The organism is Sorangium sp. So ce1504 (assembly GCF_051521635.1).
Lineage (GTDB): Bacteria > Myxococcota_A > Polyangia > Polyangiales > Polyangiaceae > Sorangium > Sorangium cellulosum_B.
On sequence record NZ_CP150365.1, the window covers coordinates 12,417,035 to 12,443,821 of the forward strand.

At 69.1% G+C, this 26,787-nt stretch carries 19 protein-coding genes and 1 pseudogene; 6 read left to right on the forward strand and 14 right to left on the reverse strand.

Going from position 1 to position 26,787, the window contains the following annotated elements; all coding sequences use genetic code 11:
- Positions 1–47 precede the first annotated feature (47 nt).
- Positions 48–1,913: a bifunctional homocysteine S-methyltransferase/methylenetetrahydrofolate reductase gene (locus WMF39_RS46795; protein WP_437742910.1), complete on the reverse strand. Its 1,866-nt coding sequence runs from the start codon at positions 1,911–1,913 to the stop codon at positions 48–50.
- A gap of 92 nt (positions 1,914–2,005) precedes the next feature.
- On the opposite strand from WMF39_RS46795, the gene WMF39_RS46800 reads away from it, so the two are divergent.
- Together WMF39_RS46800 and WMF39_RS46805 are read left to right on the forward strand one after the other, a co-directional pair.
- Entirely contained in the window at positions 2,006–2,884 is an 879-nt protein-coding gene (locus WMF39_RS46800) for a hypothetical protein (protein WP_437742911.1), read from the forward strand.
- Between the two features lie 39 nt (positions 2,885–2,923).
- Positions 2,924–3,505: a hypothetical protein gene (locus WMF39_RS46805; protein WP_437742912.1), complete on the forward strand. Its 582-nt coding sequence runs from the start codon at positions 2,924–2,926 to the stop codon at positions 3,503–3,505.
- 6 nt (positions 3,506–3,511) lie between these two features.
- Here WMF39_RS46805 and WMF39_RS46810 read toward each other — a convergent pair whose 3' ends face one another.
- The 4 genes and pseudogenes from WMF39_RS46810 to WMF39_RS46825 form a co-directional block, all read right to left on the reverse strand.
- Complete coding sequence (locus WMF39_RS46810) at positions 3,512–6,094, reverse strand: hypothetical protein (RefSeq protein WP_437742913.1); 2,583 nt, start codon at positions 6,092–6,094, stop codon at positions 3,512–3,514.
- 450 nt (positions 6,095–6,544) lie between these two features.
- On the reverse strand, positions 6,545–6,964 hold the full coding sequence (locus tag WMF39_RS46815) for a type II toxin-antitoxin system VapC family toxin (RefSeq protein WP_437742914.1): 420 nt from the start codon (positions 6,962–6,964) through the stop codon (positions 6,545–6,547).
- Positions 6,961–7,146, reverse strand: a complete 186-nt coding sequence (locus WMF39_RS46820) for a hypothetical protein (protein WP_433930775.1) — start codon at positions 7,144–7,146, stop codon at positions 6,961–6,963. Before WMF39_RS46820 ends, WMF39_RS46815 begins: the two co-directional genes overlap by 4 nt.
- A 330-nt stretch (positions 7,147–7,476) precedes the next feature.
- Positions 7,477–8,475 (reverse strand): annotated as a pseudogene (locus WMF39_RS46825) (aminotransferase class V-fold PLP-dependent enzyme); the annotation flags it as partial.
- A 1,383-nt stretch (positions 8,476–9,858) separates the two neighbouring features.
- Here WMF39_RS46825 and WMF39_RS46830 point away from each other — a divergent pair.
- Positions 9,859–10,557: a hypothetical protein gene (locus tag WMF39_RS46830; RefSeq protein WP_437742915.1), complete on the forward strand. Its 699-nt coding sequence runs from the start codon at positions 9,859–9,861 to the stop codon at positions 10,555–10,557.
- Between the two features lie 109 nt (positions 10,558–10,666).
- The gene (locus WMF39_RS46835; RefSeq protein ID WP_437742916.1) at positions 10,667–12,067 is read left to right on the forward strand and encodes a hypothetical protein; all 1,401 of its coding nucleotides are present in this window, start codon (positions 10,667–10,669) and stop codon (positions 12,065–12,067) included.
- 349 nt (positions 12,068–12,416) lie between these two features.
- Here the strand turns inward: WMF39_RS46835 and WMF39_RS46840 are convergent, their stop codons facing one another.
- Both WMF39_RS46840 and WMF39_RS46845 read right to left on the reverse strand, forming a co-directional pair.
- The gene (locus tag WMF39_RS46840; protein ID WP_437742917.1) at positions 12,417–13,649 is read right to left on the reverse strand and encodes an aminotransferase class V-fold PLP-dependent enzyme; all 1,233 of its coding nucleotides are present in this window, start codon (positions 13,647–13,649) and stop codon (positions 12,417–12,419) included.
- Entirely contained in the window at positions 13,624–15,570 is a 1,947-nt protein-coding gene (locus tag WMF39_RS46845) for a YgiQ family radical SAM protein (protein WP_437742918.1), read from the reverse strand. Before WMF39_RS46845 ends, WMF39_RS46840 begins: the two co-directional genes overlap by 26 nt.
- A 464-nt stretch (positions 15,571–16,034) precedes the next feature.
- Here WMF39_RS46845 and WMF39_RS46850 point away from each other — a divergent pair, with 464 nt between their 5' ends.
- Positions 16,035–16,751, forward strand: coding sequence for an RNA polymerase sigma factor (locus WMF39_RS46850; protein WP_437742919.1), 717 nt, complete (start codon positions 16,035–16,037; stop codon positions 16,749–16,751).
- Positions 16,752–16,780: 29 nt separating this feature from the next.
- Here WMF39_RS46850 and WMF39_RS46855 read toward each other — a convergent pair whose 3' ends face one another.
- The 7 genes from WMF39_RS46855 to WMF39_RS46885 all read right to left on the reverse strand — a co-directional run bounded on the left by WMF39_RS46855 (position 16,781) and on the right by WMF39_RS46885 (position 24,858).
- Positions 16,781–18,415 carry a right-handed parallel beta-helix repeat-containing protein gene (locus WMF39_RS46855; RefSeq protein WP_437742920.1) on the reverse strand — a complete coding sequence of 545 codons (1,635 nt, stop codon included), beginning with the start codon at positions 18,413–18,415 and terminating at the stop codon, positions 16,781–16,783.
- 681 nt (positions 18,416–19,096) lie between these two features.
- Entirely contained in the window at positions 19,097–21,217 is a 2,121-nt protein-coding gene (locus WMF39_RS46860) for an FtsX-like permease family protein (RefSeq protein WP_437742921.1), read from the reverse strand.
- Positions 21,218–21,982, reverse strand: coding sequence for an ABC transporter ATP-binding protein (locus WMF39_RS46865; RefSeq protein ID WP_437742922.1), 765 nt, complete (start codon positions 21,980–21,982; stop codon positions 21,218–21,220).
- An 86-nt stretch (positions 21,983–22,068) separates the two neighbouring features.
- Positions 22,069–22,410, reverse strand: a complete 342-nt coding sequence (locus WMF39_RS46870) for a type II toxin-antitoxin system PemK/MazF family toxin (protein ID WP_276596792.1) — start codon at positions 22,408–22,410, stop codon at positions 22,069–22,071.
- Entirely contained in the window at positions 22,398–22,646 is a 249-nt protein-coding gene (locus WMF39_RS46875) for an AbrB/MazE/SpoVT family DNA-binding domain-containing protein (protein ID WP_437742923.1), read from the reverse strand. The genes WMF39_RS46870 and WMF39_RS46875 overlap by 13 nt, the downstream gene beginning before the upstream one ends.
- 335 nt (positions 22,647–22,981) lie before the next feature.
- Positions 22,982–24,388: an endo-1,4-beta-xylanase gene (locus WMF39_RS46880; protein WP_437742924.1), complete on the reverse strand. Its 1,407-nt coding sequence runs from the start codon at positions 24,386–24,388 to the stop codon at positions 22,982–22,984.
- Between the two features lie 248 nt (positions 24,389–24,636).
- Complete coding sequence (locus WMF39_RS46885; RefSeq protein WP_437742925.1) at positions 24,637–24,858, reverse strand: hypothetical protein; 222 nt, start codon at positions 24,856–24,858, stop codon at positions 24,637–24,639.
- 262 nt (positions 24,859–25,120) lie between these two features.
- Between WMF39_RS46885 and WMF39_RS46890 the strand changes: the two genes are divergently transcribed.
- A complete protein-coding gene (locus tag WMF39_RS46890) occupies positions 25,121–26,764 on the forward strand; it encodes an ATP-binding protein (RefSeq protein ID WP_437742926.1) in 1,644 nt (547 codons plus the stop codon).
- Positions 26,765–26,787 lie beyond the last annotated feature (23 nt).

The following is a 26,787-nucleotide window of genomic DNA, read 5'->3' on the forward strand; positions in this document are numbered from 1 at the left end:
GGCGCTGCAAGCAAGAACTCGTGCGCGGGGGCGGGCCGCCGGGCAGATCAGCCCGTCTTGAGGCCGTCGAGCACCTCGAGCGCCAGCTCGTACTTGCCGAGGGGCGGCATCAGGTAGGCCCCCTGCACCCGGTCGCGCACCGAAAAGAGCATCTCGCGGGCGATCTTCACCCCCTCCTTGCGCGCCTCGGGGCCGGCCGGCACCTTGCGCATGCGCTCGCGGATCTCCTCCGGGATCTGCATGCCGGGCACCTCGTTGTGGAGGAACTCGGCGTTCTTGTGGCTGACCAGCGGCAGCACGCCGACGAGCACCGGCATCCCCAGGTGATCGATGCGCCGCAGCACCTTCTCGAGCAGATCCTGGTGGAAGACCGGCTGGGTCATGATGATGTCGGCGCCCGCCGCGCGCTTCCGTTCCAGACGCGCGATCTCCTTGTCGAGGTCCTGGGCGCCGGGCTCGAGCCCCGTGGCGAGCAGGAACGACGTCTTGCCGCCCGGGATCGGCTTGCCGGCCGGGTCGAGGCCGCGGTTCATCGTGCTCGCCATGTGGAGCAGCCCGATGGAGTCGAGGTCGTAGACGGCGGTCGCCTCCGGGTAGTCGCCGACCTTCGGCGGATCGCCCGTGATGATGACGAGGTTCTTGATGCCGATCGCGTGGGCGCCGAGCAGGTGCGCCATCTGGCCGATGAGGTTCCGGTCGCGGCCGCAGACGTGCAGGATCGGCTCGATGCCGTAGCGCTGGACCAAGAGCGAGCAGAAGGCGAGGTTCGTCATCCGCGCCGTGGCGCGCGGGCCGTCGGCGACGTTCACGACGTCGACGCCGCTGTCGATGAGCATCTTCGCGGCGCTCAGCGCGCTCTCGGGGTTCAGGCCCGGCGCCGGGTTCACCTCGACGGAGACCACGAACTTGCCCGCGGCGATCTTCGCCGCGAGGGGGCTCCGCTCGCCGAGCGGCGTGGGCTCGAGCCCCGTGGGCGCGTCCATCGTGATGTGCGGGCGCGCGGCGACCTCGGGCGCGGCGCCGCCCCGGAGCATGCGGGCCGACTTGGCCATCCACCGGACGTGCTCCGGCGTGGTCCCGCAGCAGCCCCCGATCATCGCCGCGCCGGCCTGGATCATGCGGCGGGCGAAGACGTCGAAGTACTCGGGCGTCGCCATGTAGAGCTGGCGGCCGTCGACCGTGCGGGGCAAGCCCGCGTTCGGCTGCACGCAGAGCGGGAGCCCCGCGGTCGCCATCCGCTCCGCCATCGCGAGCGACAGCTGCGGGCCGTCGCCGCAGTTGACGCCGAGCAGCTCGACCCCCCAGTCCCGCAGCGTCCGCGCGACGCGCTCCGGCTCGCTGCCGTCCGCCGCGACGCCGCTCGTGTCGAACGTCATCGACGCGAGGACCGGGAGCCCCGGCGCGGCCGACCGCGCCGCGTCGATGGCGAGCTTGATCTCGTCAAGATGGCGAAATGTTTCAAGGATCAGGAGGTCCGCGCCGCCCTCGGCGAGCGCGCCGGCCTGCTCGGCGAACGTGGCGGACGCGGCGGCGAGGTCGTCGCGCGTGGCGACGCCGGGCACGAGCCCCGTCGGGCCGATCGAGCCGGCGACGTACGCGTCGCCGCCCGCGATCTCGCGCGCGAGGCGCGCGCCCGCGAGGTTGAAGTTGCGGACCTCGTTGACGAGCCCGTACCGCTCGAGCCGGAACCTGTTCGCGCCGAAGGTGTTCGTCTCGATGACGTTCGCGCCCGCCGCGACGTACTCGGCGTGGATCTTCTTCACGAGATCGGGGCGCGCGACGTTCAGCTGCTCGAAGTTCTGGGTGACGAACACCCCGCGCTCGTAGAGCAGCGAGCCCATCGCGCCGTCGAACACGAGGATCGAACGCCGGAGCGCGTCGAGGAACGGGGCCTCTGGTCTCGTGCGGGACATGGGGCGCATCGTAGGGGCGCTCCGGCTTCTCAGGAAGGGGGGCTCGACCCGGTTGACGGCGCGGCGAGGATCTCGGTAGGGCAGTTCTCGAGATGAGCACGCCCCGATGGCTTCAAGCATTCGCCCTGGCGGTCTCCGCCGCTGCTCCGCTCCTCGCCGTCCCTTCCGAGGCGCACGCCTGGCATCCGCCGGTGCACCGCTCGGACGCGGGCGTGGATCTCTACCTGTGGAGCGCCCGTGATCTCGGCACCTCGCTCGCCGCCGTCCCGTTCGTGCAGTTCGAGCCGTCGCCGGATCTGTTCATCAACCTGAAGTTCCCGCTGGCGCTCTCGTTCGACGGCCCGGGGGACTTCGAGGATCCGGGCCGCCAGTCGCGCGCCGCGCTCGGCAACCCGACGTTCACGCTCTACTACTCGGACATTGCCCGCAAGCTCACGTGGTACGCGGGCGGCCGCGCCGGGCTGCCGCTCGGCGCGGTCGACGGCTACGACTGGCACGTGGCCAGGGGCTTCAGCGCGTCGGCGATGGCCTATTACGATCTGCACCTCTGGGCGGCGAACGCGCTCCCGGTCGGCGGCCTGGGCGGCATCGAGTACCGCTTCGGGAGGTCCTTCGTGCTCCGGGCGGGCGGGGACCTCACGTTCTTCATCCCGGTGGGGGACGGCGTCCGGCGCGGCTTCATCGACGACTCCGACGATCTCGAGGCGGTGTTCCAGGCCAAGGTCGAGCCCGAGCTCCAGAGCCGCTCCGGCTTCGGCGGCGGCGTGGCGCTCCAGACGGTGTGGGTGCCGTCGTCGGTCTACGACGACCAGGGGCAGGTCTCGCTGCTGCCGTATTTCGTGTACGACAGCCAGAAGACCTTCTTCATGCGGGCCGGCCTGCTCTTCGCGCTGGACGAGCCGCTCGGGCCCGCGTTCGACCGGGGGCGGGTAACGTCCCTCTATCTGCAGTTCGGCGGGCACATCGACTAGCGTGCCGGCCGGTTCGAGAGAGCGAGAGATGAGCCGGACATGACCCGTCGCCGTGCCATCGCCTGGGGCGCCGCCGCCGTCGGCGTGCTGGCCCTCGTGCTCGTCGTGATCAGGCTCAACCGATTTCCGCCGGACACGACGCCCGAGGGCGCCTATCTCCGCATCGCGTACAGCATCGGCGTCAGCGATCCGCGCGCGTGCTTCTCGTACCTCGAGGACCGGGCGCAGCACGCGGCGTACACCATCCGCGACTACCGGCGGAAGGCGAGCGAGCGGATCGAGGCGAGCTACCCGGAGCCGGAGCGCGCGCGCCTGCTGGAGCAGTACCGCGCGCACGCGATGGCCGAGGACGGGGCGGACGTGTGGGTCGACATGGCCACGAAGCAGGGCTTCATCGCGCGCCTCCGGCGCGACCTGTCCGGCATCGGGAAGGTGGAGGTGACGGGCGAGCGGGCCACGGTCGAGACGGCGCGCGGCACGCGGTACCCGTTCCGGCGGAGAGACAACGGCATCTGGGGGCTCACGCTGTTCACCGCGGACCTCGTGGCCGAGGCCGAGCGGGCCGCGCGCGACTGGGACGTCGTGGAGAAGGCCGCGCTCGATTACGAGCGAGGGCGGTGAGCGAGGTTAGCGGACGAGCCGCCCGAACGCGTGGGGCCGCGCGCCGGTCTGCGGGAAGTACGCGGAGCCCGACGTGAGACTCCAGCTGTACCCGGTGAGGTCCCCGGCGTTCGCCTGGCCCGGGGAGACGGCGTAAAGACGCATGGTGCCCCTGCCCGCCCCGCCATCCGTGCTCCCGCCGCGGCACGGCTTGGTGGGATCGGCCGGCACCCATCGCGTGTCTCCCGTGCTCGGGTCCGTGGCGCACCCGTGGGCGGTGCTTGTCGAGTCGATGACCCGGAGCGAATACTGGGTCGTGCCGGAGACGGCGGGCTCGATGGCCGGCGCGATGGCGGTCGGGTACGCATCGACGATCGCCGTGTGTCCCGAGCCGCCGTCCGTGTAGTTGATGACCAGCAGATCGCCAGGCAGAATGTCGCCGATCTTCGAGATCCGCTTGAAGTGGTTCCCTGCGACCACGTGGCCGTACAGGCTCGCGGACGTGGGGCTCGTGGATCCCCACCAGCCGCGGACGATCGAGGTCGTCAGCGTGGGATCCTCGTGCAAGAGGGACAGGGTGAACAGCGACGCGCCCTGCGTGGCCCCGGTGAAGTTCGTCCAGTTGATGCTGCTCGGCGTCGCGAACCTGTTGGTGTCGAGGGCGTCGAGCACGAACGGCGTGTCGGCGGCATGTTCGACGAACGCGCGGGCTCCCACGAGGTGAGCCGGCAGAACCTCTTTCACCTGGAAGACGTGAGCGGCGCCTGCGCCCTCGCCGCGAACGCCATCGGCCCATGTACCGGCGATCAGCGTGTCTCCCGAGAGCGCTACACGAACATCCCACGTGTTCCACGTGGAGCTCTCGACCTTGCTCTGCGGCGTCCATACGCCGCCGGTCCTGGCGAAGATCCTCGGTCCCTGCCCGCCGTCGTGACTTCCGCCCAGGATCAACCTGTCCCCGGACACGGCGACGCTGGCGCTGCGACCCCAGCCGCCATAGTCCGGCGTGTCGACCTCGTTGCGGTACAGCATGGCCTGCTGGGTCCACGCGCCCTCGCTGCGCGCGAAGACAACGGCGGCTGTCCTGTCGGGGCCGCGCTCATCGTAGACGGTGGTGCCGACCGCCAGCGTCTCCGCGCTCAACGAGAGCGAGGCGCCGAACCTGTAGTGTGGTGTCGCTCCTATCGGCGGGTAAAGAACGGCTTGTTCGGACCAGGTGTTGCCGGCACGGGCAAATACGTGAACCTGACACGGACGATCCCAGCCCGCGTTGAAGTCAACCCCATCATCGCATTCTCCACCCGTGGCCGCGGTGTCGCCGTCCAGGGCGACGGTCGAGCCTTGGTCGAAGGTGTCGGTGCTGGGTACGAGCTTGGCCTGCTGCGCCCACGCGGCCCCGCTCCGGGCGAAGATGTACGCAGCGCCGGGACCATCATGCGTCAGGCCGCTGTCGTAGGGCGCCCCGACCATGATCGTGCTGCCCGATATGGCGACGGCATATCCGAACCAGTTGTCGCGGCGCGGGTTGTCCTGCGCGACGAGCTTTTGCTGCTCCTGCCACACGTTGCCGCTGCGTGCGAACACGTACGCAGCGCCGTGATTCGCCGGATAAGAGAAGGTTCCGACGACGATCGTATCCCCGTCGATGGCGACGGACGCGCCGAAGCGATCGCCCGGCAGACCATCGCTGGGCGTGAGCACGGCCGCCTGGGTCCACGACGCGCCGTCGCGCACGAACACGTAGGCTGCTTCGGCGTCCAGGCTGCCAACCACCGCGGTGTTCCCCGAGATGGCCACGGACCACCCGAAACCGTCGTTGCTCGCAGCATTGCTGGCGTAGAGCACCTGTTGCTCGGTGGCGATGAGCGGGTCGACCTCGAGCGGATAGGCCGCGCCGGTGTCGTCCACCACGATCGAGAGGCTCGCGTCGCTCAGCTTGATCTCCGCCGGAAGCACGCTCCCGCGCGCGTCCTGAACGACGAGATCGGCATACCGCAGCACGGCCGCGCCGGCCTCGTCCAAAAGCGCCACCGACTGGCCGTCCTCCGATAGCTCCGGCGAGAGATCCCCCCCGAGCGCGATCTCGAGCTCCACCTTGCCTTCGCCGTCGCGACGGCATGGAGGCGGCGAATCCAGGGAGAAGCCCTGCTCCAGCCCGAGGGGGCCGTTCAGGTACCACTCCGTGACGCTCAGGCCCGCGGACCGGGCTAGGTGCCTGAGCTCGACGCGGTTGTTTGATCCGCGCGGTTCGGCCGCGACGTCCAGGGGGACGAGCTCCCCCTCGCAGCCATAACGCGCGAGCTTCATCGTGATTCGACCCGCGCTCACCGAGCTCTCGCGGGTCACGGCGACGCCGGCCGACGTGAACTCGGAGACGAGGCCGTGCGCCGGATTCAGAGCGCTCACCCCGGCGCGCGCGCCCGCCGTGTTGAGGCTTACATTGTACGCAGAAGACGCCTGTCTCTGAACTGTCGCGATGAACGCCGCGCGGCGCTCCAGGGACGCGGCGTCGGGCCCCTGCTGCCCGTGAGGCCGAGTTTCCTCGGCGCTGTCCGTGCTCGCTGGATCAACCTCCGCGCTGCACGACGTGACGGCGGTGATGCAAAACAAGAGTGCATGAATGGATGTTCTATGACGCGGCATGTGGCTCTCCCTGTCGGTGGTAGACCCTGACGGACCGGCGGCGTGTGCGGCGCCGGAGCCAATGACCCGAGCTTGGATTGGAAGGCGGTCCACAGCGGCTCGCTGCTGTCGAGCGCCTTGCGGAGCCCGCCAGCGCACGAGCGCACGCGGATGGTTAGGTCACGTGAAGGACGGTCCCGTCCTTATTTGCCGTTCTCATCGTCCGCTTCGGTTTCGCGCGTGTCAAGGAGGGCGAACATCGATGGCGTTGAGGGAAGGCGCCACCTCGATAGGCCGTGGTGTGAAGGGGGGCCCTGCAATGCGTGGATGTCAGACAGCCGCAGCACTGAATGCGACATGTCGACAGAACGGATAACGACATCCCCGGGCGTGACGGTGTGGGTGAGGGTCTCAGCGGGCAGCGCCGCCGAGGCGCGCTCAGGTGACGATCCGCTCCAGCTTGAAGTCGAGGACGGCCCGAATCGCATCGTAGTCCTCGTCGGCTGTCAGGACGGTGGCGCCGAGAGAACGTGCCGAGAGCGCGATCAACACGTCATTGACCAGCGAGGCTCGGCGCACCTCACGCCCCGCCTCGCGGAGCCGCCGCAACGTTCGTCCGGCATGGTCGAAGACCTCGGCGTCTGGGGCGACGATCCGTCCGGCGCCCCTGTACGCGCGGCAGAGATGATCGACGGCCCGCCGCGCCGGGAGGGTCGTGGCGCCGGCGCGGAGCTCCATCTGCACGACGGCGGAGAGATACCGGACGAGTCCCGGCCCTATCATCAGGTCCTCGTGGATCCCCCGGTTCAGCCAGCCGATGTACAGGTTCGTATCGAGGAGGACCTTGCGGAGGATCATCGAAGAGCGTCTTCGAAGCCGCCGACCGCCTTGACGCGCCGGTGGACCTTCAGGATCGGTTCCTCGCCGAGGACGAGATCGAGCGCCCGCTCGATCGTCTCCTGCTCCGTCTTCGCGCCGAGGAGCTTTTTGGCTCGATCAATCTTGGACTGGTCCAGCTTGAGGTGCTTGTGCCGCGTCATGTTCATGCTTCAGGCTAGCGTGAACATCCCCGGCCCGCCAGCAAGCTGATTTCAAGCCCTTCCGTAGGTTCACGGGCTCGGTATTCCGGAGCTTCCAGTGGGAGGCTCAGCCGCGTGAGGATCTCCCTCACCATCGCTGACCCGGCCACAGCACCTGAAAGGCGCATTCTGCCGTCACGGCCAGTCAGCACAGGAGAGCGCGTCGAGGAGGTCCTGACCGCGCTCATCGCGATGAAACCTGAGAGAGCCATGCGCTGCAGCGTCTCGGCGCACGGCTTTCTCAGGTCTCATCGCGGCGGCATCGCCCGACGCACCGCGAGCGACGCCGACTCACCTCGTCGCGATCCGCCCGTGCGTCTCGTCGACCGACAGCAGCACCTGCTCCCACTCGTCGAGCGCGTTGGGCCAGTGCGGCGAGAAGCGCAGCACGCCGTCCGGGATCGCGCAGGCGATCCCGAGGCGGGTGAGCTCGCGGTACAGCTCGACCACCGAGGCGCCGCCCGGCGGCCTCACCCCGAGCGAGCAACCCCGCAGCGCCGGATCTCCTGGCCGCAGGCTCTCCCATCCGCGCTCCCGGAGCGCCTCCTCGAGCGGGTCGAGGAACCGGTTCGCATGCTCGTGGATCCGCTCGATCCCGATCTGCAGGATCAGGTCCACCGCCGCCTCGAGCCCGGCGAAGCCCGCGGCGTTGAGGTTGCCGCCCTCGACGAAGTCGGCGCGCTGCCGGAGCGGCCGGTCGTACCGGAGCTTGCGCGGGCCCTGGAGCAGGAAGCTCACGGCGTCCTCGTGGCTCAGCCAGCCCGCCACCGCGGGGCGCAGCGACGGCAGGCGCTCGCGGCGGATGTAGAGGAAGCCCGTGCCCTCCAGCCCCATCAGCCACTTGTGGCCGCCGCACACGAGGTAATCGACCCCGGCCGCCTCGACGTCCACCGGCGTCGCGCCGACCGCCTGCACGGCGTCCACGCAGAGCTCGGCGCCGTGCGCGCGGCAGAGCGCGCCGATCGCCGCGAGTGGCATCCTGAGCCCGGTCTGGAACTGCACAGCGCTCACCGCGACGAGCCGCGCGCCGCGCTTGAGCTCGCCCTCCAGCTGGGCGAGGCCCGAGCCGCTGCCGTCCGCGAAGCCGCCGAGCGGCAGGAAGACGACCTCCAGGCCGAAGATCGCGGCCGCGCGCTGCCACGGGGTCACGTTGGCCGGGAACTCCCCCTCGAAGAGGATCACCCGGTCGCGCGGCCGCCAGGGGAGGCACAGCGCGATGTCCGTGAGCCCGCGCGTCGTGCTCTGGACCAGCGCGATGTCGTCAGCCGCCGCGGCGCCGATGAGCCGGCCGAGCTTCTCCCGCCATCATCGCGAGGCGCACCGGCCGCGACGGCGGCGAGATCCCCGCGTGGTTCACGTAGACGAGCGGCGCGAGGTGCGGGAACAGGCCGCGATCGCCGAGCTTCGCGGCGCGAACGCCCGATCCCTATCGATTTCGTGTACAGCATCGGCGTCAGCGACCCGCGCGCGTGCTTCTCGTACCTTGAGGACCGGGCGCAGCACGCGGCCTACACTATCCGGGACTACCGACGGAAGGCGCGCGAGCGGGTCGAGGCGAGCTACCCGGAGCCGGAGTGCGCGCGCCTGCTGGAGCAGTCGCGCGTGCACGCGTTGGCCGAAGACGGGGGCGACGTGTGGGTCGACATGGCCACGAAGCAGGGCTTCGACGCGCGCCTCCGGCGCGACCTGTCCGGCATCGGGAAGGTCGAGGTGACGGGCGAGCGGGCCACGGTCGAGACGCCGCGCGGCACGCGGTACCCGTTCCGCAGGCGCGACAACGGCATCTGGGGCTCACGCTGTTCACCGCGGATCTCGCGGCCGAGACCGAGCGGGACTGGGACGTCGTGGAGAGGGCCAGGCTCCATTACGAGCGGGAGCGGTGAGCGGGCGCCGCCGCATCGCGACGTTTGTGGGCGCTCGGCTGGCGACGGCAGGGAGCGCACCCTCGTGGAGCTCCGCCGCGCGGACGCCGCGATCGAGCTAGAGGCCAAAGACGCGGTGCTGCGACAGCTCAGCGTCGACCCGGTCGCCTGGATAGCGAGCGGGATCGTGGTGGAGTTCTACGGATTGCCGGCCGAGCGCAACCTCAAGCTGCATGCGGATCCCGTGGGGCCGGCTCGCTCGAGGTGCTGCGGCGGTTCTACGAAGACAGCGTCCGGCGCGCGTTCGAGACTTCTCGGCGCGGGTACGAAGCCTTCCGGCGCGCGACGGAGCACGAAAGGCCGAGCTTCTCCCTCAGGCGGAGCCGCTACGCGCTCCACGCCGGGAACGCGGCCGCCCCCTTGCGGCGTAGTCGTCGAGCAGCGCCATCATCGCGAGGCGCACCGGCCGCGACAGCGGCGAGATCTCCGCGTGGTTCACGTACACGAGCGGCGCCAGATGCAGGAACAGGCTGCGGGCACCCAGCTTCGCGGCGAAGGCCCGACCCCTATCGGTTTCGGCGGTATGTCCATCGGCTGGCTTCCCCCGGTGAGGACTTCGGGCGTGTGAGTGCAACGACTGCGACCCGACTGAGGTCGAGGACGTGGATCGACCCAGGTTGGGGTCCTCGCCGCCCGATGGCAGTGAGCAGAAGTGCTGCATGTCAGGGCTCAGCGATTCTGGCGTCTGCAGAACTTGCGGTGAAGTACCATACTCTCGTACGATGGTGCGTCGTCGTGTAGGGAGGATACCATGTCCGTAGTTTCATTGCGCACGCTGGCTGAGAATGCTGACGTTGACGAACGAGGAGGACGGAATTTTGCCGGTCAGGTCGACAGTTGGGAAAATTTCTTCCGTCCGGAGGTGCTTGAGCGGCTCGATCGAGCGCACGACGGCGTCTATGCATTTCTCTGCTTCTTGCCATCGCGTGACGAGGTGATGAAGTCCTATATTGCCTCCGACGCATTGGCGACGGATGCCGGGCATGAAACCCTGGCACTCTTTATCGCCGATGACGGCGCACGATGGCCAAAGCCCGCCGACGCGATGACAGATATCGGCGGACTGTGCCTCAACACATCCTTGCATCCGGCGATTGCTCTGGCGCGTGCATGCTTCCCTCAAAAAGCGCTACCGCATTTCCCAGGAATTCTGTTTTTTACTCGAATCGCGAGCCCTTGCGAGCCGGTGTTCGTGAGTTGTGCGGACTGCACCGATCTCATCGGCTTGACCCGGCGAATGCAGCTGCTCTTCGACAGCGCACGCGTCGCATCGCGGACGCCAGAGTTCTCGTCCGCGCTTGCTAGCACCGTGGCTGGTAGAGGAATCTTGTATACGCGAGGCGGTCGCACAGAGATGCGGGAACATGTAAAGAACGCTTTCTTTGGACTCGCCCAATTCAAGACCGATCTCGTTGCCGCTGTCATCGATCGATTCGTGAAGGGGAAATAGCCGGTGCTCGGTCTGAAATGTCGGGCGCCGAGCCTTGTTCGGATAGCCGAAAACCTCCTTTGGAGAACCACAAAGATCGGAGTTCTGGATACTGATCCTGTATCGAACGATGAAGCCATTAAGATCGTTGGTTTTACAAAATCCTATTTGGAGGCGATGGAGTCATCGGCGACTGTCGGCCTACGCTTTTCGCCTGAAGACTGCCGAGTTCCTTTTTTTGTATAACACTGCAAATTGGCCATCGAGCGAACTTGCTGGTGGCTACGTCGTCGATGTTGCTGGATACTTGCTGCCGTCCCAGATCGTTGCATCGTCCGTTGCAGCCTGGTCGTTGACAAAGAAAAATCCGTACACAATGGCGGAGCGCGTCATGCGCGGATGGCTCCACGTTTCCAAAGTGCATGGAGTAGAGCGAGCAATACATTACGTGTTCGATCTTGTGCAGTACGGATATGTTAACCACCCGGCATGTCTGGCGTTGGTGTTGGAATGGATCTTGGCAAGCTCCACGCTGACCGAGAACGTTGATTCCGTGCCCGCACAGGTTGTGGGGCGCGACTTGCAATCGACAGAGCCGTGGAGCAAGATCGAGCTGTCTGCGCCGGAGATCGTTGGCGAGTCTATTAATGTTCCGCGTCCAACGCCCTCCAGGGCGACGCGCGACATCATGGCCGTGATCGCAAGCGCTGTTATGGGCCGAGTTGATGCTGCCCGACAAGCTGTCCGGTACGATGATTGGCTGATGTCGCAGTACGAGCTGAAGACCGTTCTGGACGCGTTCTGCAACCATTGCGCGGTAGCTTGGCGACGCGCGTCGGGACTAGCGTCGAGGGCGCTTGCCGAAGCGTTGGAAGAAATACGGGCGGACGCCGGGGGGTACAGTCGTCTACTGCGAGCCAGATTTCGACATCCTTTTGCGTTCAACCCTGCGATCTTTGAGGCGATGATGCTCGTTAGCCGTGCCAGTGATGGAGGTGAGATTAGGCAGCTAATCGACACGAGGGCTGTGCCGGCCGCATTGCGCGTGTGGCTTGCGTCGCGCAACGAAGGTGTGCTTCCCAAGGGTTGGAGTTTTCTGTCTGCGGAGACAGCAGTTCTCGTCGCTAATGCAATTTTTCGCGAGCCCCAGCTGCGCTTCCTGGATACAAGCGAGGAGGAGGCCGACCCGGAGCAGCTCCGCGCCGTTCTTTATCGTTTGGTCGAGGCAAATGCTGGAGGCGACACCCAACGAGCTCGTCGCATCGCAGTCGATGCCGTCGTCAGATATCCCTGGAACGAGTTCGTTCATCAAGAGCTCGCAATCGCCCTCGACCGTGCGGACGAACTCGATGCGGCGCTTGCTGCAATCGAGCGTGCGATCCTAATCAATCCGCGGTCAGCCAGCCTGTGGCAAAGTCTCAGCGTAATTACACGTCGACAAGGTGATTCCACCCAGGCACTGCTGGTCAGAGTACTGGCAGAGTGGATCGAATCCGAGGAGTCGAAGCGGGGCGACGAGGTCGAGCCTTGACGCGGTAACCGGTGGGTATCAAGAGCATTGCGTGAGACGGTGTTCACGCAGCGATGAATCACATATCAACGTCGTGCTCGACTACACAGGTGACGCAGTGGATCTTGGTGGACGGGTCCGGCGTAAGATCGATGGAATAGCGATGGCCGCCACCGGGGTCACGTTCAAGGAGACCGGGTTGCCGAGCTAGCGGCGCCATCTTCCGACGCAGCCCTGCATGCGCACCTCGGCCTGCCGCTCGCAGCCAGGGACGTCAGCGACCTCGACGAGGTGGGCAAGGCGGCAAGACAGAAGGGCGGCGGCTGCCTGGCACGCCCAGCCGCGCTTCAGCGAACTGCCGATCCGCGATTCACCCCTTCGCGATCCGCCCGAGCGCCTCGTCGACCGACAGCAGCACCTGCTCCCACTCGTCGAGCGCGTTGGGCCAGTGCGGCGAGAAGCGCAGCACGCCGTCCGGGATCGCGCAGGCGATCCCGAGGCGGGTGAGCTCGCGGTACAGCTCGACCACCGGGGCGCCGCCTGGCGGCCTCACCCCGAGCGAGCAACCCCGCAGCGCCGGATCTCCCGGCCGCAGGCTCTCCCATCCGCGCTCCCGGAGCGCCTCCTCGAGCGGGTCGAGGAACCGGTTCGCATGCTCGTGGATCCGCTCGACCCCGATCTGCAGGATCAGGTCCACCGCCGCCTCGAGCCCGGCGAAGCCCGCAGCATTGAGGTTGCCGCCCTCGACGAAGTCGGCGCGCTGCCGGATCGGCCGGTCGTACCGGAGCTTGCCCGGGCCCTGGAGCAGGAAGCTCACGGCGTCCTCGTGGCTCAGCCAGCCCGCCACCGCGGGGCGCAGCGACGGCAGGCGCTCGCGGCGGATGTAGAGGAAGCCCGTGCCCTCCAGCCCCATCAGCCACTTGTGGCCGCCGCACGCGAGGTAATCGACCCCGGCCGCCTCCACGTCCACCGGCGTCGCGCCGACCGCCTGCACGGCGTCCACGCAGAGCTCGGCGCCGTGCGCGCGGCAGAGCGCGCCGATCGCCTCGAGCGGCATCCTGAGCCCGGTCTGGAACTGCACAGCGCTCACCGCGACGAGCCGCGCCCCGCGCTTGAGCTCGCCCTCCAGCCGGGCGAGGCCCGAGCCGCTGCCGTCCGCGAAGCCGCCGAGCGGCAGGAAGACGACCTCCAGGCCGAAGATCGCGGCCGCGCGCTGCCACGGGGTCACGTTGGCCGGGAACTCCCCCTCGAAGAGGATCACCCGGTCGCGCGGCCGCCAGGGGAGGCACAGCGCGATGTCCGTGAGCCCGCGCGTCGTGCTCTGGACCAGCGCGATGTCGTCACCTGGCGCGTCGGCGCCGATGAGCCGGCCGAGCTTCTCCCGCAGGCGGAGCCGCTGCGCGTACCACGCCGGGAACGCGGCCGCCCCCTGCGCGGCGTAGTCGTCGAGCAGCGCCATCATCGCGAGGCGCACCGGCCGCGACGGCGGCGAGATCCCCGCGTGGTTCACGTAGACGAGCGGCGCGAGGTGCGGGAACAGGCCGCGATCGCCGAGCTTCGCGGTGAACGCCCGATCCCTATCGATTTCGGCGGTGTGTCGCATCGGCTGGCTTCCCCCGGCGCTCCCCGCGGACCTTGGCGAGGTAGCGCGGCGGCGCCCCCTTGCCGGCCGCCGGCGGCACGAGGCAGTGCGGCTTCGTGCCGATGAGATCCCCGCGGCCCGCCTTGATCAAGGCCTCCCGCGCCTCGTCGTGGTGCGCCGGGTCCCAGTAGAGGAGCAGCGCCTTCTGGAGCTTCTTCTCGCGCAGGTCCTTGGCCGTGTACACCGGCTCCCGCGTGAGCGGGTCGATCCCCGTGTGGTACATGCAGGCCGCCATCGACATCGGCGTCGGGATGAAATCCTGCACCTGGCGCGGCCTCATCCCGCTCTTCTTCAGGTAGATCGCGAGGTCGACCATGTCCCGCAGCGTCGAGCCGGGGTGCCCCGAGATGAAGTAGGGCACGAGGAACTGGTTCTTGCCGGCCTCCTCGCTCGCGCACCGGAACTGCTCGGCGAAGCGCTCGTAGCTCTCGATGCCCGGCTTCTTCATCTTGTCGAGCACGTCCTTCTTGTTGTGCTCCGGGGCGACCGAGAGCTGGCCCCCCGTGTGGTGCGCGGCGAGCTCCTCGATGAACTCGGGCGACCGCTCCGCGAGGTCGTAGCGCACGCCGGAGGCGATGAAGACCTTCTTGATCCCCTGCTCCTCGCGCACCGCCTTCATCAGCTTGAGCAGCGGGCCGTGGTCGGTGTTCAGGTTCTCGCAGACCTCCGGGAAGACGCACGAGAGCCGCCGGCAGGCGTTCTCGATCGCCTCGTCCTTGCACCGCATCTGGTACATGTTCGCGGTCGGCCCGCCGAGGTCGCTGAGCACGCCGCGGAAGCCGTCCATGCGCCGCAGCGCCCGCACCTCGCGCAGGATGCTGTCCGCCGAGCGCGACTGGATGACCCGCCCCTCGTGCTCGGTGATCGAGCAGAACGTGCAGCCGCCGAAGCAGCCGCGCATCGTGACGACCGAGTGCTTCACCGTCTCGTACGCGGGGATCGGCGCGTCGTACGACCAGTGCGGCACCCGCGTGAACGGCAGGTCGTAGAGCGCGTCCATCTGGCCCGTCTCCAGCGGGAACGCGGGCGGGTTGAAGTACACCGCCTCGGCGCCGTGCGCCTGGAGCAGCGGGCGGGCGTTGCCGGGGTTCGTCTCGAACTGGAACGCGCGCGACATCTCCGCGAAGGCGCCCCTGTCCGCGGCCACCTCCTCGTAGCTCGGGAGGATCACCGTCTTGCCGTCGGCGACGTAGCGCGAGCCCTCGATGTGCTCCCACTCGCCCTTGCGCAGGGGGACGGCGGTGCCCCTGACGTCGCGGATCGACCGGACGGGCTCGCCGCGCCGGAGGCGATCGGCGACCTCCCAGACGGCCTTCTCGCCCATGCCGAAGATGAGCATGTCGGCCTTGGCGTCGAGCAGGACCGAGCGGCGGACCTGGTCGGACCAGTAGTCGTAGTGCGCGATGCGCCGGAGCGACGCCTCGATGCCGCCGAGGACGATGGGGACGCCGGGGAACGCCTGGCGGCAGAGGTTCGCGTAGACGATCGAGGCCCGGTTGGGGCGGAGGCCCACCTGCCCGCCCGGCGAGTACTGGTCCTCGCTGCGGACCTTCTTCTGCGCGGTGAGCTTGTTCAGCATCGAGTCCAGGTTGCCGGCGGTGACCCCGACCATGAGCCGGGGTACGCCCATCCGCAGGAGGTCGCTCGTGTCCTGGTAGCGGGGCTGGGAGACGATGCCGACCCGGAAGCCGCGCCCCTCGAGGAAGCGGCCGATGATCGCGGCGCCGAACGCGGGGTGGTCGACGTAAGCGTCGCCGTTGACGAGCAGGATGTCGAGCGCGTCCCAGCCCCGCGCGCGCATCTCCTCCCGGGTCGTCGGCAGGAAGGCGGTCAGGTCGCGGGGGGCGGCGCCGGCGCTTCGGCGGAGCTGGGTGAGGGGCACGGCGCCGTCACCCTACGGGCCGGGAGAGCGGGCGGCAAGGGGGCGGCCCCGGCGGGGGAGCGACGGGTGACCGCGTGACGGCGCCGGGGAAGCCCCGCGGGGCCGCGGCCGAGGCCGGCGCGCGGGGGGCCGGCGGGAGGGCGCAGCCCGCGTTTTCTCGGGAGAAACGCACAACTTGCACGATACCCGGCCAGCAGGTCACGGCTTCTGGTCACGGAGCATCGGATCTCCGGACGCGACATGAGGGCTGGCGCGCACCACGCACCACCGCGGCGGGCCGCGGCGTTTCACACCGCGTCAGTCGCTGGTGAGCTCATCAAAAAACGCTTCAAAATAAGAGGTTTTGGCGCGCGGGGGAGGGTTCCAAAACGACCCGGAAAGAGGGTCAGTAAAAATAATATGTGGAATCACGATCAGAGGATGACCTCCGCGCCAAACATCTCAGCTTCGCTGTGGTGCACGAGGTGGGCGTTCCCTTCCTCCGCGGGTTGCTCCGGGGGGTTGGCGTGGGGGCGAACGATCGCGAGGACGTGCTGCACGACGTCCTCCTCGCCGCTTACCGCAATCTGGAGACCTTCGACGCGAGCCGCCTGCTGCGCGCGTTGCAGGGGCGGCGCGACGAGGACGACTTCTTCGAGGACGACTTCGAGGACGAGGACCACGAGCCGGTGCCGCTCAGCGCGGTGCTCCCGTGGATCGGGGAGGGGCAGCCGCGGCGGGTGTGGGACTCGCTCTACCGGTGGCTCTACGGGATCGCGTGGCGGCAGGTCAGCCACTACCGCGACCGGGCCTATCGGCGCCGCGAGATCCCGGACGGCCTGCGGCTCACCGCGATCTCCGCCGGCGTCGACAGCCGGCCCCGTCTGGAGCAGCGGCTGGAGGCGATGGAGCGGGCCGAGGTGGTCGACGCGCTGCTCGCCAGCCTCGACCCGCAGCGGCGGGTCATGCTGGTGATGCACGACATGCTGGACATCCCGGTGGTGGACATCGCCCGGGAGCTCCAGATCAACGAGAACACGGGGCAGAACCGGCTACGGCTGGCCCGGGAGGACTTCCGGGCGGCGGTGAAGCGGCTCGACCCGGAGCAGCGGAGCGCGCTGCGCCTCGGCGACAGGCCGTTCGCCGCCGAGGCGACGACGCGCCGCCGGCCGGCCCCCCGCCGGCGCAGGCGAGGGAAGTGAGGCGGCGCAGCGCGGGCCCCCGCCGCTCGTCAATAAGGGCACGCCAGCACTTCCGGCGCGCTCGTGCCGTAGGTGCTCACGTCCGAGATGACGTTCTCTTCCGGCTGAAAGAGCACCTGCGCGCCGGCCGGCCCCGACAGCCAGCATTGCTGCTGGATGGATCGCGACTGCATCCCGCGCCAGGGCTCGCAGCGAGCCACCGTGCCGCCGCGGATCGTGACGTCGCTGGCCTCGATCCTGATGCCGGGAAAGGAGCCCGACGCGAAGCGCAGGGCGTTGTCGAAGACGAGCAGGTTCTCCAGGGTCACATCCTCTACCCGGGCCGAGGTCGCGGGCAGCGTCGTCCGCGAGCTCAGGAGCACGCCGTAGAGCGCGTTTCCCCAGGACCAGACGTCCCAGAACGCCACGCCGGCGCCTGCCTGCACGTGGACGCCATGGCTCCCGTTGTAAGCGAACTTGACCCTCTTGATCAGGATCCCCGTCGGACGTTCGTCCTCGATGGGGCTCGCGAGCACGACGCCGGCGCCGCCGTTGTGATGAAAGTAGCTGTCCTTGACCACGACGTTATCCGGCACCGGGCTCGGGATCCCGGGCCCAGGGGAGATCTGGGTGGAGATCCAGAGGCCATGCCCGCCGCTGACCGAGGTGGAGCCGTCGCCGGGATGGATCATGTTGTGGTGGACATGGCAGTTTCGCACGGTCACGTTGGCGGTGACGATCTTGATCCCGCTGGCGCCGATCGGGCCGTTGATGTTCCTGATCTCGCAGTTCTCCACGAGGATGGGCGGCGTGTCGTGGTACCCGGCGATGGATGACAGGTAGATGCCGCTCTTCGAGAAGCCATCCACGAGCACGTTCCGGATGACGCCCCCGGAGCCCCAGGTGAAGCCGATGCCCTCCAGGTTGCTCGGCTTGCAGGAAGGTAGCTGGGGAACAAGGGGCGAGTAGCGCATGATGACGTTCTCCACCTTGCAGTCCGAGCAGGTGTTCAGCTGGATGCCGCTGTTCGCCGTCCTGCGTGGCCCCTCCGTGACCGCGATCTGCAGATTGCGGATCCAGAGCCCCCGGACCGCGCTGATGATGGTCCCGTCCGGCTTGACGACCCTGGTGACCTGGATGGCCCCGGGGTACTGCTCCGGATTGCAGGGGATCGCCACGAGGGTCGCGGTCCGGGGATCGCCCGGGCTGGCCTCGGGAGACAGCTCCGGCCCCTCCAGGGTGAGCGCGTCATGGTGAGGCCGCAGCGGGGTGCGCAGCACGTAACGCCCGGCAGCGAAAGCCACGGTGCGCCTGCTGGCGCTCAGCGACGCCGCGCACTCGATGGCCGTCGCGATGCCCGGGCTGTCGTCGACGTTCGTGCTGCGGTCGACGGATGCGTCGGCGGAGAAGGGCGATTCCGCCGGCCTCGCCAGGTAGGGCAGGACGTCGACCACGCCGTCCGGGTCGACGGAGCCTGGCAGGCAGCAGGCCGCCCCCTGGCAAGCATTCAGGTCCTCGTGCAGCGTCCTCGTCCCCGGGCAAACGCCGCTGGCTGGGCAGAAAGGCCCCGTGCAGATCGGCGACTGCGTGGCGTAACCGGGGCAGGCGATGCCGGTCGTCTGGTCTGCCAGGAAGGGCGGCTCGGTGTAGGGTAGATCAAGGCTGCAGAAACCCTGGGAGGACACTGCGCGCTCCTCCGGAGGAGGGTGATATCCCCAGCCCGCCTCGGAGCGGGCGGTGCTGGCCGGGGGCAGCGTCGCTCCGGCTGGAGCGGAGGCGAGCGCGAGCAGGGCTCCGATCCAGATCTGCAAAAACCGCTGGTCCAATAACACACATTCCTCCTCTCGGACGAGGGTCGATCCGTCGCTGTCAGTCACCACCAGGAGCAAGGAGCGAGCGCAGAAGTCGAGCGGAGCACCGCTGTGCCAAGGAGAGGCTCACCTCCTCCGGGGTCGCCGCGACGCGAGCACACCGATGTCCCGCTCTCCGTGTCCGGCCTGAGCGATTTTCATGAGCGGGCGCGCCGCGCGGCGCGGCGGCCCATCCCGGCGGGCGCGGAGAGCGCACGTCAACGCCAGGGACGCTGAGCGCGCTGGCTCGCCGTCAACGGCTAGCGAGGCTGTCCGTGACAGTTATTTTCGAGAGCGACATGCCCGTTGCGGTGAACGCGCCGGAAGCACCGTCGCACATGCCCGCGGGGATGTGGTCGCGCCCACGATATGCCACGTGGCTTGTCATGCTGAACGCCTCTGCGCAAGCGCCGCGTCCGAGCGCTTCGCGGCGTCCCGCCGAGGGCGATCGGGGGAGAAGAGCCCGCGACGGCCGGGCGAGTTTCGTGAAGGACGGGCGCGCGCTCCTGCTCGTGGTCACTCGTAGTGGACCGACTCCGCCGCGTTGCTCCGCCCCGCGCTCCGCGCGGGATAGAGCGACGCGAAGAGCGCCACCGCGGTCGCGCCGAGCGCCGTGAACAGGCCGTACTCCGGCGGGATATGGAACTCGACCTCGAAGGTCGACACCGTGCGCAGCGCGCCGAGCGCCGCGGAGCCCAGGGGGATCCCGAGCAGCACGGCCAGCGCGCCGCCCAGCGCGCCCACCAGCGCGCCCTCCATCAGGACCATCCGGCGGACCTGCCCCGCCGTCATGCCGAGCACGCGGTGCAGCGCGAGCTCCCGGCGCCGCGCGTGCAGCGCCAGGACCATCTGGTTCGCGACGCCGATCGCCGCGAGCAGGGTCGTGAAGCCGAGGATCATGTCGAAGATCACGAAGTCGCGCCCCGTCGCCTTCCGGCGGATGACCTCGATCTCGGCCCCCGTCTGCATCCGGACGTCGCGCGCGCGCGGCACGTCGGCGAGGAGCTCGGCCCAGGGCGGCGTCGCCGAGCCGCCGCGCGCCGCCGCGGCGCCGGTCCGGGGATCGGCGAGGGCGATGGTGTGGCCGATCGCGGTCGCGTACGGGGAGATGACCGGGAAGTCGGACGCGTCGATGACCGCGTACGTGCGCAGGTTGCGGTACGCGCCGGCCGCGTGGACGTAGCCGAGCTCGTCGGTGATGCCGACGACCTCGAGGCGGCGCGCGCCGGCGCGGCCGCCCACCTCGAGCAGGTCGCCGGGGCCGACGCCGAAGCGGCGGGCCATCATCGTGGAGACGAGCGCCTTGCCCGGGCCGAAGCGGCGGGCGAGCGCGATCGGCTCGGCGCGGCCCGTGGCGTCGGCGAGCGCGAGGAGCTCGTCGGCGGGGACGGCGTAGGCGACGTTGGGCCACGGGGTGCGGCTCGAGAAGCGCGCCGCGACGAGGCGCTCGGGCAACCGCGGCAGCAGGCGCTCGGCGTGGCCGAGCGGCTCGTCCGGGTAGAGGAACGCGTAGGGCGCGAGGGCGCGGCCGGCCCAGGCCGAGACCTCCTGCTTGAGCGCCGCCGTGGCGATGTGCAGCGCGAGCAGGAGGGCGAACACCATCATCACGCCGCCGACGCTCCAGGCGAGCTCGTGGCCGCTGTGCTCGACCCGGCGCCGCAGGAGGAGCCGCTCGGCGGCCCAGCGGCGCGGCGCGAGGCGGACGGCGAGCGCGCCGAGGCGCGCGACGAGGTCCGGGACGAAGACGATGGCGGCGAGGAACGCCGCGCACGCGAGGCCCGCCTCGAGGACGAAGAAGGCGAACAGCGGGACGGACTCCTGGAAGAACGGGCGCAGCAGGCCATAGACGAGCACCATGAACGGCAGCGCGAGCAGCGTGACGCCGCGCATGCGCCGCCGCTGCTCGGCCCCGCCCTCGACGAAGCGCGGGCGCAGGGCGCGCGCGATGTCGAGGCGGAGCGCGTCGCGCACCGGGCGCAGGACGCCGAGCAGCGCGGTGAGGGCGCCGGTGCCGCAGACGAGCAGCATCGCGCTCCAGGGCAGGACGATGGCGTTGAGCGGAATGCGCGCGCGGCCCGTCGTCGTGATGCCCGCCTTCGCGGCGAGGTACGCGAGCGGGATCGACCCGAGCAGGCCGAGCGCGGCGCCGCCGACGCCGAGCAGCAAGGCCTCGAGGACGAAGACCGCCGCGACCTGCGGCGGCAGCGCGCCGGCGCTGCGCAGCAGGGCGATCTCGCGGCGGCGGCGCTCGACGGCGACGTTGAAGGTGAAGAAGACGATGAGGGCGCCGACGAGGAACGCGGAGAGCGAGCCGAGGCGGATCGCGGACCGCATGATCTCGTAGTCCTCGTGGGTCTCCTCCTGGGCGTCCTCCGCGTCGATGGGCTGCCCGTCGGGGCGGAGGCCGCGCAGGGTGATGGTCTGATCGGTGAAGACGGGGAGGTCGGGGTTGGTGACGGCGCTCCTCGCCTCGACGGCGCGCGTCCCGACGTCGAGGATGAGGACGACGTTGACCGTGGCCGTGCCGAGGGCGACGCCGAGCACGGCGGCCATGGCGCCGAAGCGGTCGGCGCGCAGGTTGCGCAGGGCGAGGATGCGGACGAGCGGCTGGAAGAGGGCGCGGAGGAGGAGCAGCATTCAGATGCCGAGCTCTTTCAGCCGATCGTGGACGGCGGCCGAGGTGACGTCGGGGCCCGCGAGGGCGGCGTCGTGCAGGAGCAGGCCGTCGCGCATGAAGACGACGCGGTGGGCGCGGGCGGCGTCCTCGGCGTTGTGCGTGACGAGGAGCATGGCGCTGCCGGCGTCGCGGAGGGCGTCGGCGAGCAGCGCCATGATGCGGCGGCCGGTCGCGACGTTGACGTTGCCGGTCGGCTCGTCGGCGAGCACGAGCGCGGGGCGGCGGACGAGGGCGCGGGCGATGGAGATGAGCTGCATCTCGCCGCCGGACATCTGCGACGGCAGGTGCTCGGCGCGGGCGCGCATGCCGACGCGATCGAGCATGCGCGACGCGGCGTCGTGGTCGGGGGCGGCGCCGTCGATGAGGTAGGGGAGGACGATGTTCTCGTAGCCGGTGAGGGTCGGGACGAGGTTGAAGAACTGGTAGACGATGCCGACGCGGCGGCGGCGCAGGAGCGTCCGCCCGTGCTCGTCGAGGGCGGCCATGTCCTCGCCGAGCACGCGGATCTCGCCGCGATCGGGCGACTCGAGGCCCGCGACGCACGAGAGCAGCGTGCTCTTGCCGACGCCGGAGGGGCCCATGATCGCGCACATCTCGCCGGCGTGGATGTCGAGGTCGACGCCGCGGAGCACCTCGATGGGCGTCGCGCCGAGCGCGTGGGACTTGTGGAGGTTGCGGACGCGGAGGACGGCCTCGTCGGAGGCAGGGGTCGAGGGGGTGCTCATGGGCGTGCGCGGTGCCGGGCTCGTCACGTGCCGAGTGTCAGAACCCATTCTATCTCTGTGGTGTTCGGCGGTGCGCGTTCCTCCGCTCAGGGAGAGAACATTTCCTGAAGGACGGCCAGGATGCGCGTGAAGGTCGCCGGCGATATGCGACCAAGATGGCGGACGAGACGCTCCCGGTCGACGGTGCGAAGCTGATCGATGACGACGTGCCCGCTCTTGTTCGAGAAGCGGCACGCGACGCGGAACGGGTAAGGCTGCCCTCCTGTCGTGAGCGGCGCCACGATGACCGTGCGCAGATGCGCGTTGAGCTCGTCCGGCGAGACCACGACGCAGGGGCGCGTCTTCTGGATCTCGCTTCCGCGGGTCGGGTCCAGATCGATGAGGAAGACATCCCCGCGACGGACCGGTTTCACGCCTACCACTGCCATTCGGCCTCGTCGAAGCGTGTCGGCGTGGGAGCGTCGAGCATCGGGTCGCCGTCCTCGGCATGCAACCGCTGAGCGGCTTCCGCCCAGCCGCTTCGAGGCGACTTTCGTGCGGCAATGATGATGGTATTGCCACGCACCTGGAGCTCGACCTCCTCGGTCAAGCCTGCTTGCTCGATGAGGGGCTTCGGGAGCCGGACTCCCTTGGAATTGCCGATGCGGACTAGGCGGGTTTTCATGTTCAGCCTACGTGATCACAACGTACCTACCGAGGCAGGCGCCGTCAAGGCAACCCGGACTGCGCCGCTCGTGCGCAGCCGGAGGACTCGCCGATCCGTCCAGGGAGCGCCGCTCGTGTAGGGCGAGGCGCGAGCGCTGCCCCTCGCGACGCCGACCTGAAGCATCCCCTCGAATTTTCGGGAAAATTCACAGGGAGGCGGGGAGACGGGGAGTTAAATCCCACCAATCTACCCGTCTCCCTGTTCAATTTTTCGCTAAAAATGCGAACAAAATGCCGGGATTCGTCAGGACGCGGTCAACCTCTCGCGGCGCGCCTCATTCACCGACACTTGGGTCAGCGCGCGGACAAGGGCTGGATCTTCACGTCGGCCACGCACAGCTCCACGTCAGCCGATGGTCCGTAAAGCTTGAGCTCGACGGCGGCAGGCGCCGCGTCGAAGCCGAGGCCGAAGTTGCCCGCGAGCTCGATCCAGCGCCCGTCGGCGGCCACGATGGTGGCGAGCGAGAGGTCTCGCGGCGCTTGCCCTTCCTCGGTGATCGTCAGGGCGGCATTGACGGTCTGGCCGCTGGCGCCGCCCACACGTATCCAGCTGGAGAACGTGAACGGGCCCCCTGCGGAGAGCGGCTCCACCAGGGCTTCCTGGCGGAGCCCGTGGCTCGCCTCGGTCCGTCCGCTCACGCAGGCTGCAGCACCTTCGCGCTCGCGCGCGGCGCCCACGCTGAGCTCCCCGCCCGTCGCCGCCCAGCTTGCGTCGCCGCTCGCGAAATCTCCGTTCTCGAGGACATTGTCTCCCACGACGGAGCGCAGACCGCGCAGCCCGTCCAGCGTGCCCTCGTAGGCCGGCTTGGCCACATACTCTCGGTCGTACAAGAGCGCGTCGTCGGGGTCGCCGTCGTCGTTGATCCAGGAGTGCTTGTCGGTGAAGCCCCAGAACGTCACCGCCTCGCAGGCGGGCTCGGCCACGCAGGCGCCCACGATCTGCTGAAAGGCCACGCGCTGCGCCTGCCAGCGGCTGTCGCGCGTGCCGGGCAACAGGAGGGTGCGCGCGTCGAGCTCGCTGATGTTGACCTTCAAGCCCAGGTCCGCGAAGCGGCGGATGTTCGCGCGGAGGTTGCTCTCCGCCGGATAACGATGAATCGAGATGTGCGACTGGAAGCCGATGCCGTCGATGGGCACGCCCCTCGCCAGGAGATCCCGTATCATCTCGTAGGTGAAGTCCGATTTGGGCCCGATGCGCTCGATGCCCACCTCGTTGTAGAAGAGCAGGACGTCGGGATCGGCGGCGCGCGCCCAGCGGAACGCGTCCTCGATGTAGGTGGGCCCGAGCTTCCGCCAGAAGATGCTCTCGGTGTATTTGGAGCCGCTGTTGATATCCACGGCTTCATTGACGACATCCCAGGCGCGGATGCGGCCCCGGTAGCGGGCCAGGGTCGTCTCGATGTGGCTCTTCAAGGCGGCCCTCAGCTCGTCCGCGCTCATGTCCTCGTTGAGCCAGGACGGGGTCTGCTGGTGCCAGACGAAGGTGTGGCCCTTGATGGCCTGCTCGTGCTCCTCGGCGAACGCGACGATCTCGTCGGCGTCCGCCCAGGCGTAGCTGTCGGCGGTCGTCGCGAGCGGACCCCACTTCAGACTCCACCCGCACCGCCCTGGCCGCCGGTTCCACCAGCGCCGGCGTCGCCGCCGGTTCCGCCAGCGCCGCCCTGCCCGGATGCAGCCGGAGCGGGGTCGTTTTCCCCGCACGCAACCCCCGCCATCAGGAGGCATGCCACCAAGCTCACAACGCGCGGCGCAGCGCCGAATCTCGCGGGACGCTTACGCTCTTCGTTCTGGAAGACTGGCCGGCTGTCGGGGAGCACGATGTCGCGGCGCGGATGGGTCATTGGCGCGTCCTGGGCTTTCGCCCCGCCCGGGCCGGGCGAGGGGCGCGCAGGATACCAGAATCGGTTGTGCCCATAGCGATGGCCGGGCGTTTACGGCGCAGCAGCCTGCTACTCCGCCCAGAGCACGGACAGGTCGAGCTCGATGGCCTCGAACGGCACGACGCGAACGCGCGCGGCGTCGCGGTAGACGGCCGCGGGTCCCCAGCGTCGCGGCGCCGGCCGGGGGAGCACGTGCAGGGTGCCGCCGACGAGCTCCGCCTCCTTGTTCGGCGGGACGGCGCCGAGGTCGGCGTACGTGGCGCGGCGCTGCTCCTCGGCGGGCCGGCCCATGGGCGAAGCCTGCCCGGGGGCGGGCGGCGAGGCAAGGCGGTGAGAGCAGACGAGGTCGGCGCGCCGGTCGGGGCGGTGACCGGGGCAGGGCTACGACCGCGATCACCAGGGCGAGCCCGAGTGCGTGCGGGTTTCGCTTACCGGGAGATCTGGGAAGGCGTCCAAGCGCTCGGGTGGCGTGATCCGGAGCCTGGTGACGCGCACTGGCAGGAGCCCCGTCGAGCCTCTTAAGGATCATCTCGACAAGGATGTGAGGGTGTCGATGCGGACGATCAAACAGATCATCGCGGCGCGCGCATCAGAGATCGTCGAAACGTGGGCCAGCGAAGCGAACAGGGCAGCGACGGCGCGGGGGCTGGCGAGCCCCGAGCTGACGAACATGCTGCCCAAGTACGTGCGGTCGCTCGCGCGTGGATGGGACGGGGAGGACGTGCGCCGCGAGCGAAACGAGCTCATCGAGAGCCATCTGTCCTCCCGCTTGCGTGCCGGCTTCAGCCTCGAGGAGGCGCTGGAAGAGTTCGCCATCCTCCAGCGCGCGATCGCGCGCACCTGGTCCACCGCAGCCGCCGAAGAGCAGCCGAGCTTGGAGGAGATCGAGCGCCTCTTCGCCGAGATCCACGCCCGTTCCGTGTTCATAGCGCAAGCGTTCCGGCAACACCTCCTGGAGGACGAGCAAACCGAGAAGCGCTACCTGCGGCTGCTCCATGACCCGTTCTTGCAGCCTTTCGGCGGAGAGGCGCCCCTGTCGTCGGGGCGTTTGAGGAAGGTCCTCGAGGTCGTCATGGCGTCGATGGACGCCGACACGGCTGCGCTGCTGTTGCACGACATCGGGACCGGGAAGCTGGAGATGGTCGCTTCGGTGGGCATGGCCGATGAGCCGTTCGTTGAGTACGTGCGAGCCGTCGACGCATCGTCCTTCGCAGGCGCCGTCGCCTTGCAGGACTATGCGATGTCGATGCGCGACGTGGAGACCACGTTGCTCGACGTGCCGGATAGACTCCGGCACAGCGGCATCCATTCGCTGCTCGGCATCCGTCTTCCGCCGCAGCGTTCTCTCATGGGTGTCCTGTACATCGGCCTCCGTGAAAAGCGGACGTTCACCGCCCGTGAGGCGCGGCGCATCGCGGCGGTCGGCGAGCGGCTCGCGCTCCACCTCGATAACGCCAGACTCTACACGGAGCTGCTCGATCAGCTCGGTGCCCTGCGCGTCGCGCGCGAGCTACGAAACCAGTTCGTCTCGGTCCTGGCGCACGATCTCCGCGGTCCGCTTTCGGCCGCGAGGATGGCTGCGACGCTGCTCGCCGCGCAGCCGGACGCGAGCGGGCCGGACGTCGCGAAGCGGGTCGAGGTCGTCGTCCGCAACCTGGATCGGGCGGACCGCATGGTGACCGATCTGCTCGACGCCGATCGGATTCACGCCGGCCGGCGTCTCTCGGTCACGCTCGAGGAGTGCAACCTGAGCGAGCTCGGCCGCGAGCTCGTCGACGAAATCGCGGCCGATCACCCTGGCCGCATCGTGCTGCATGCAGACGACGGCGTCCGAGGGATCTGGGGTGCCTCGGAGCTGCGACGCGCGCTCTGGAACCTGATCTCGAATGCGCTGAAGTACGGCGCGAAGGACGCGCCGATCGCCGTCGCCATCACGAAGCTGCGGGACGGGGTCGAGGTGAGCGTGCACAACGAGGGCGCGCCGATCCCGCCGGAGGCGCAAGAGACGCTGTTCGATCCGTTCACGCGCGCCGCAGGCGAGCACGGCGCACACGGGTGGGGCCTCGGTCTGATGCTGGTACGCGCCTGCGCCGAAGCCCACGGCGGGAGCGTCCATGTGGACAGCGCTCCCGGTCGCGGCACGACGTTCACGATGCGGCTGCCAGCGGACGCGCGGCCGGCCCAGGGCTGCACGTGAGGCGTTCTGCTTGTCTCCGCCGG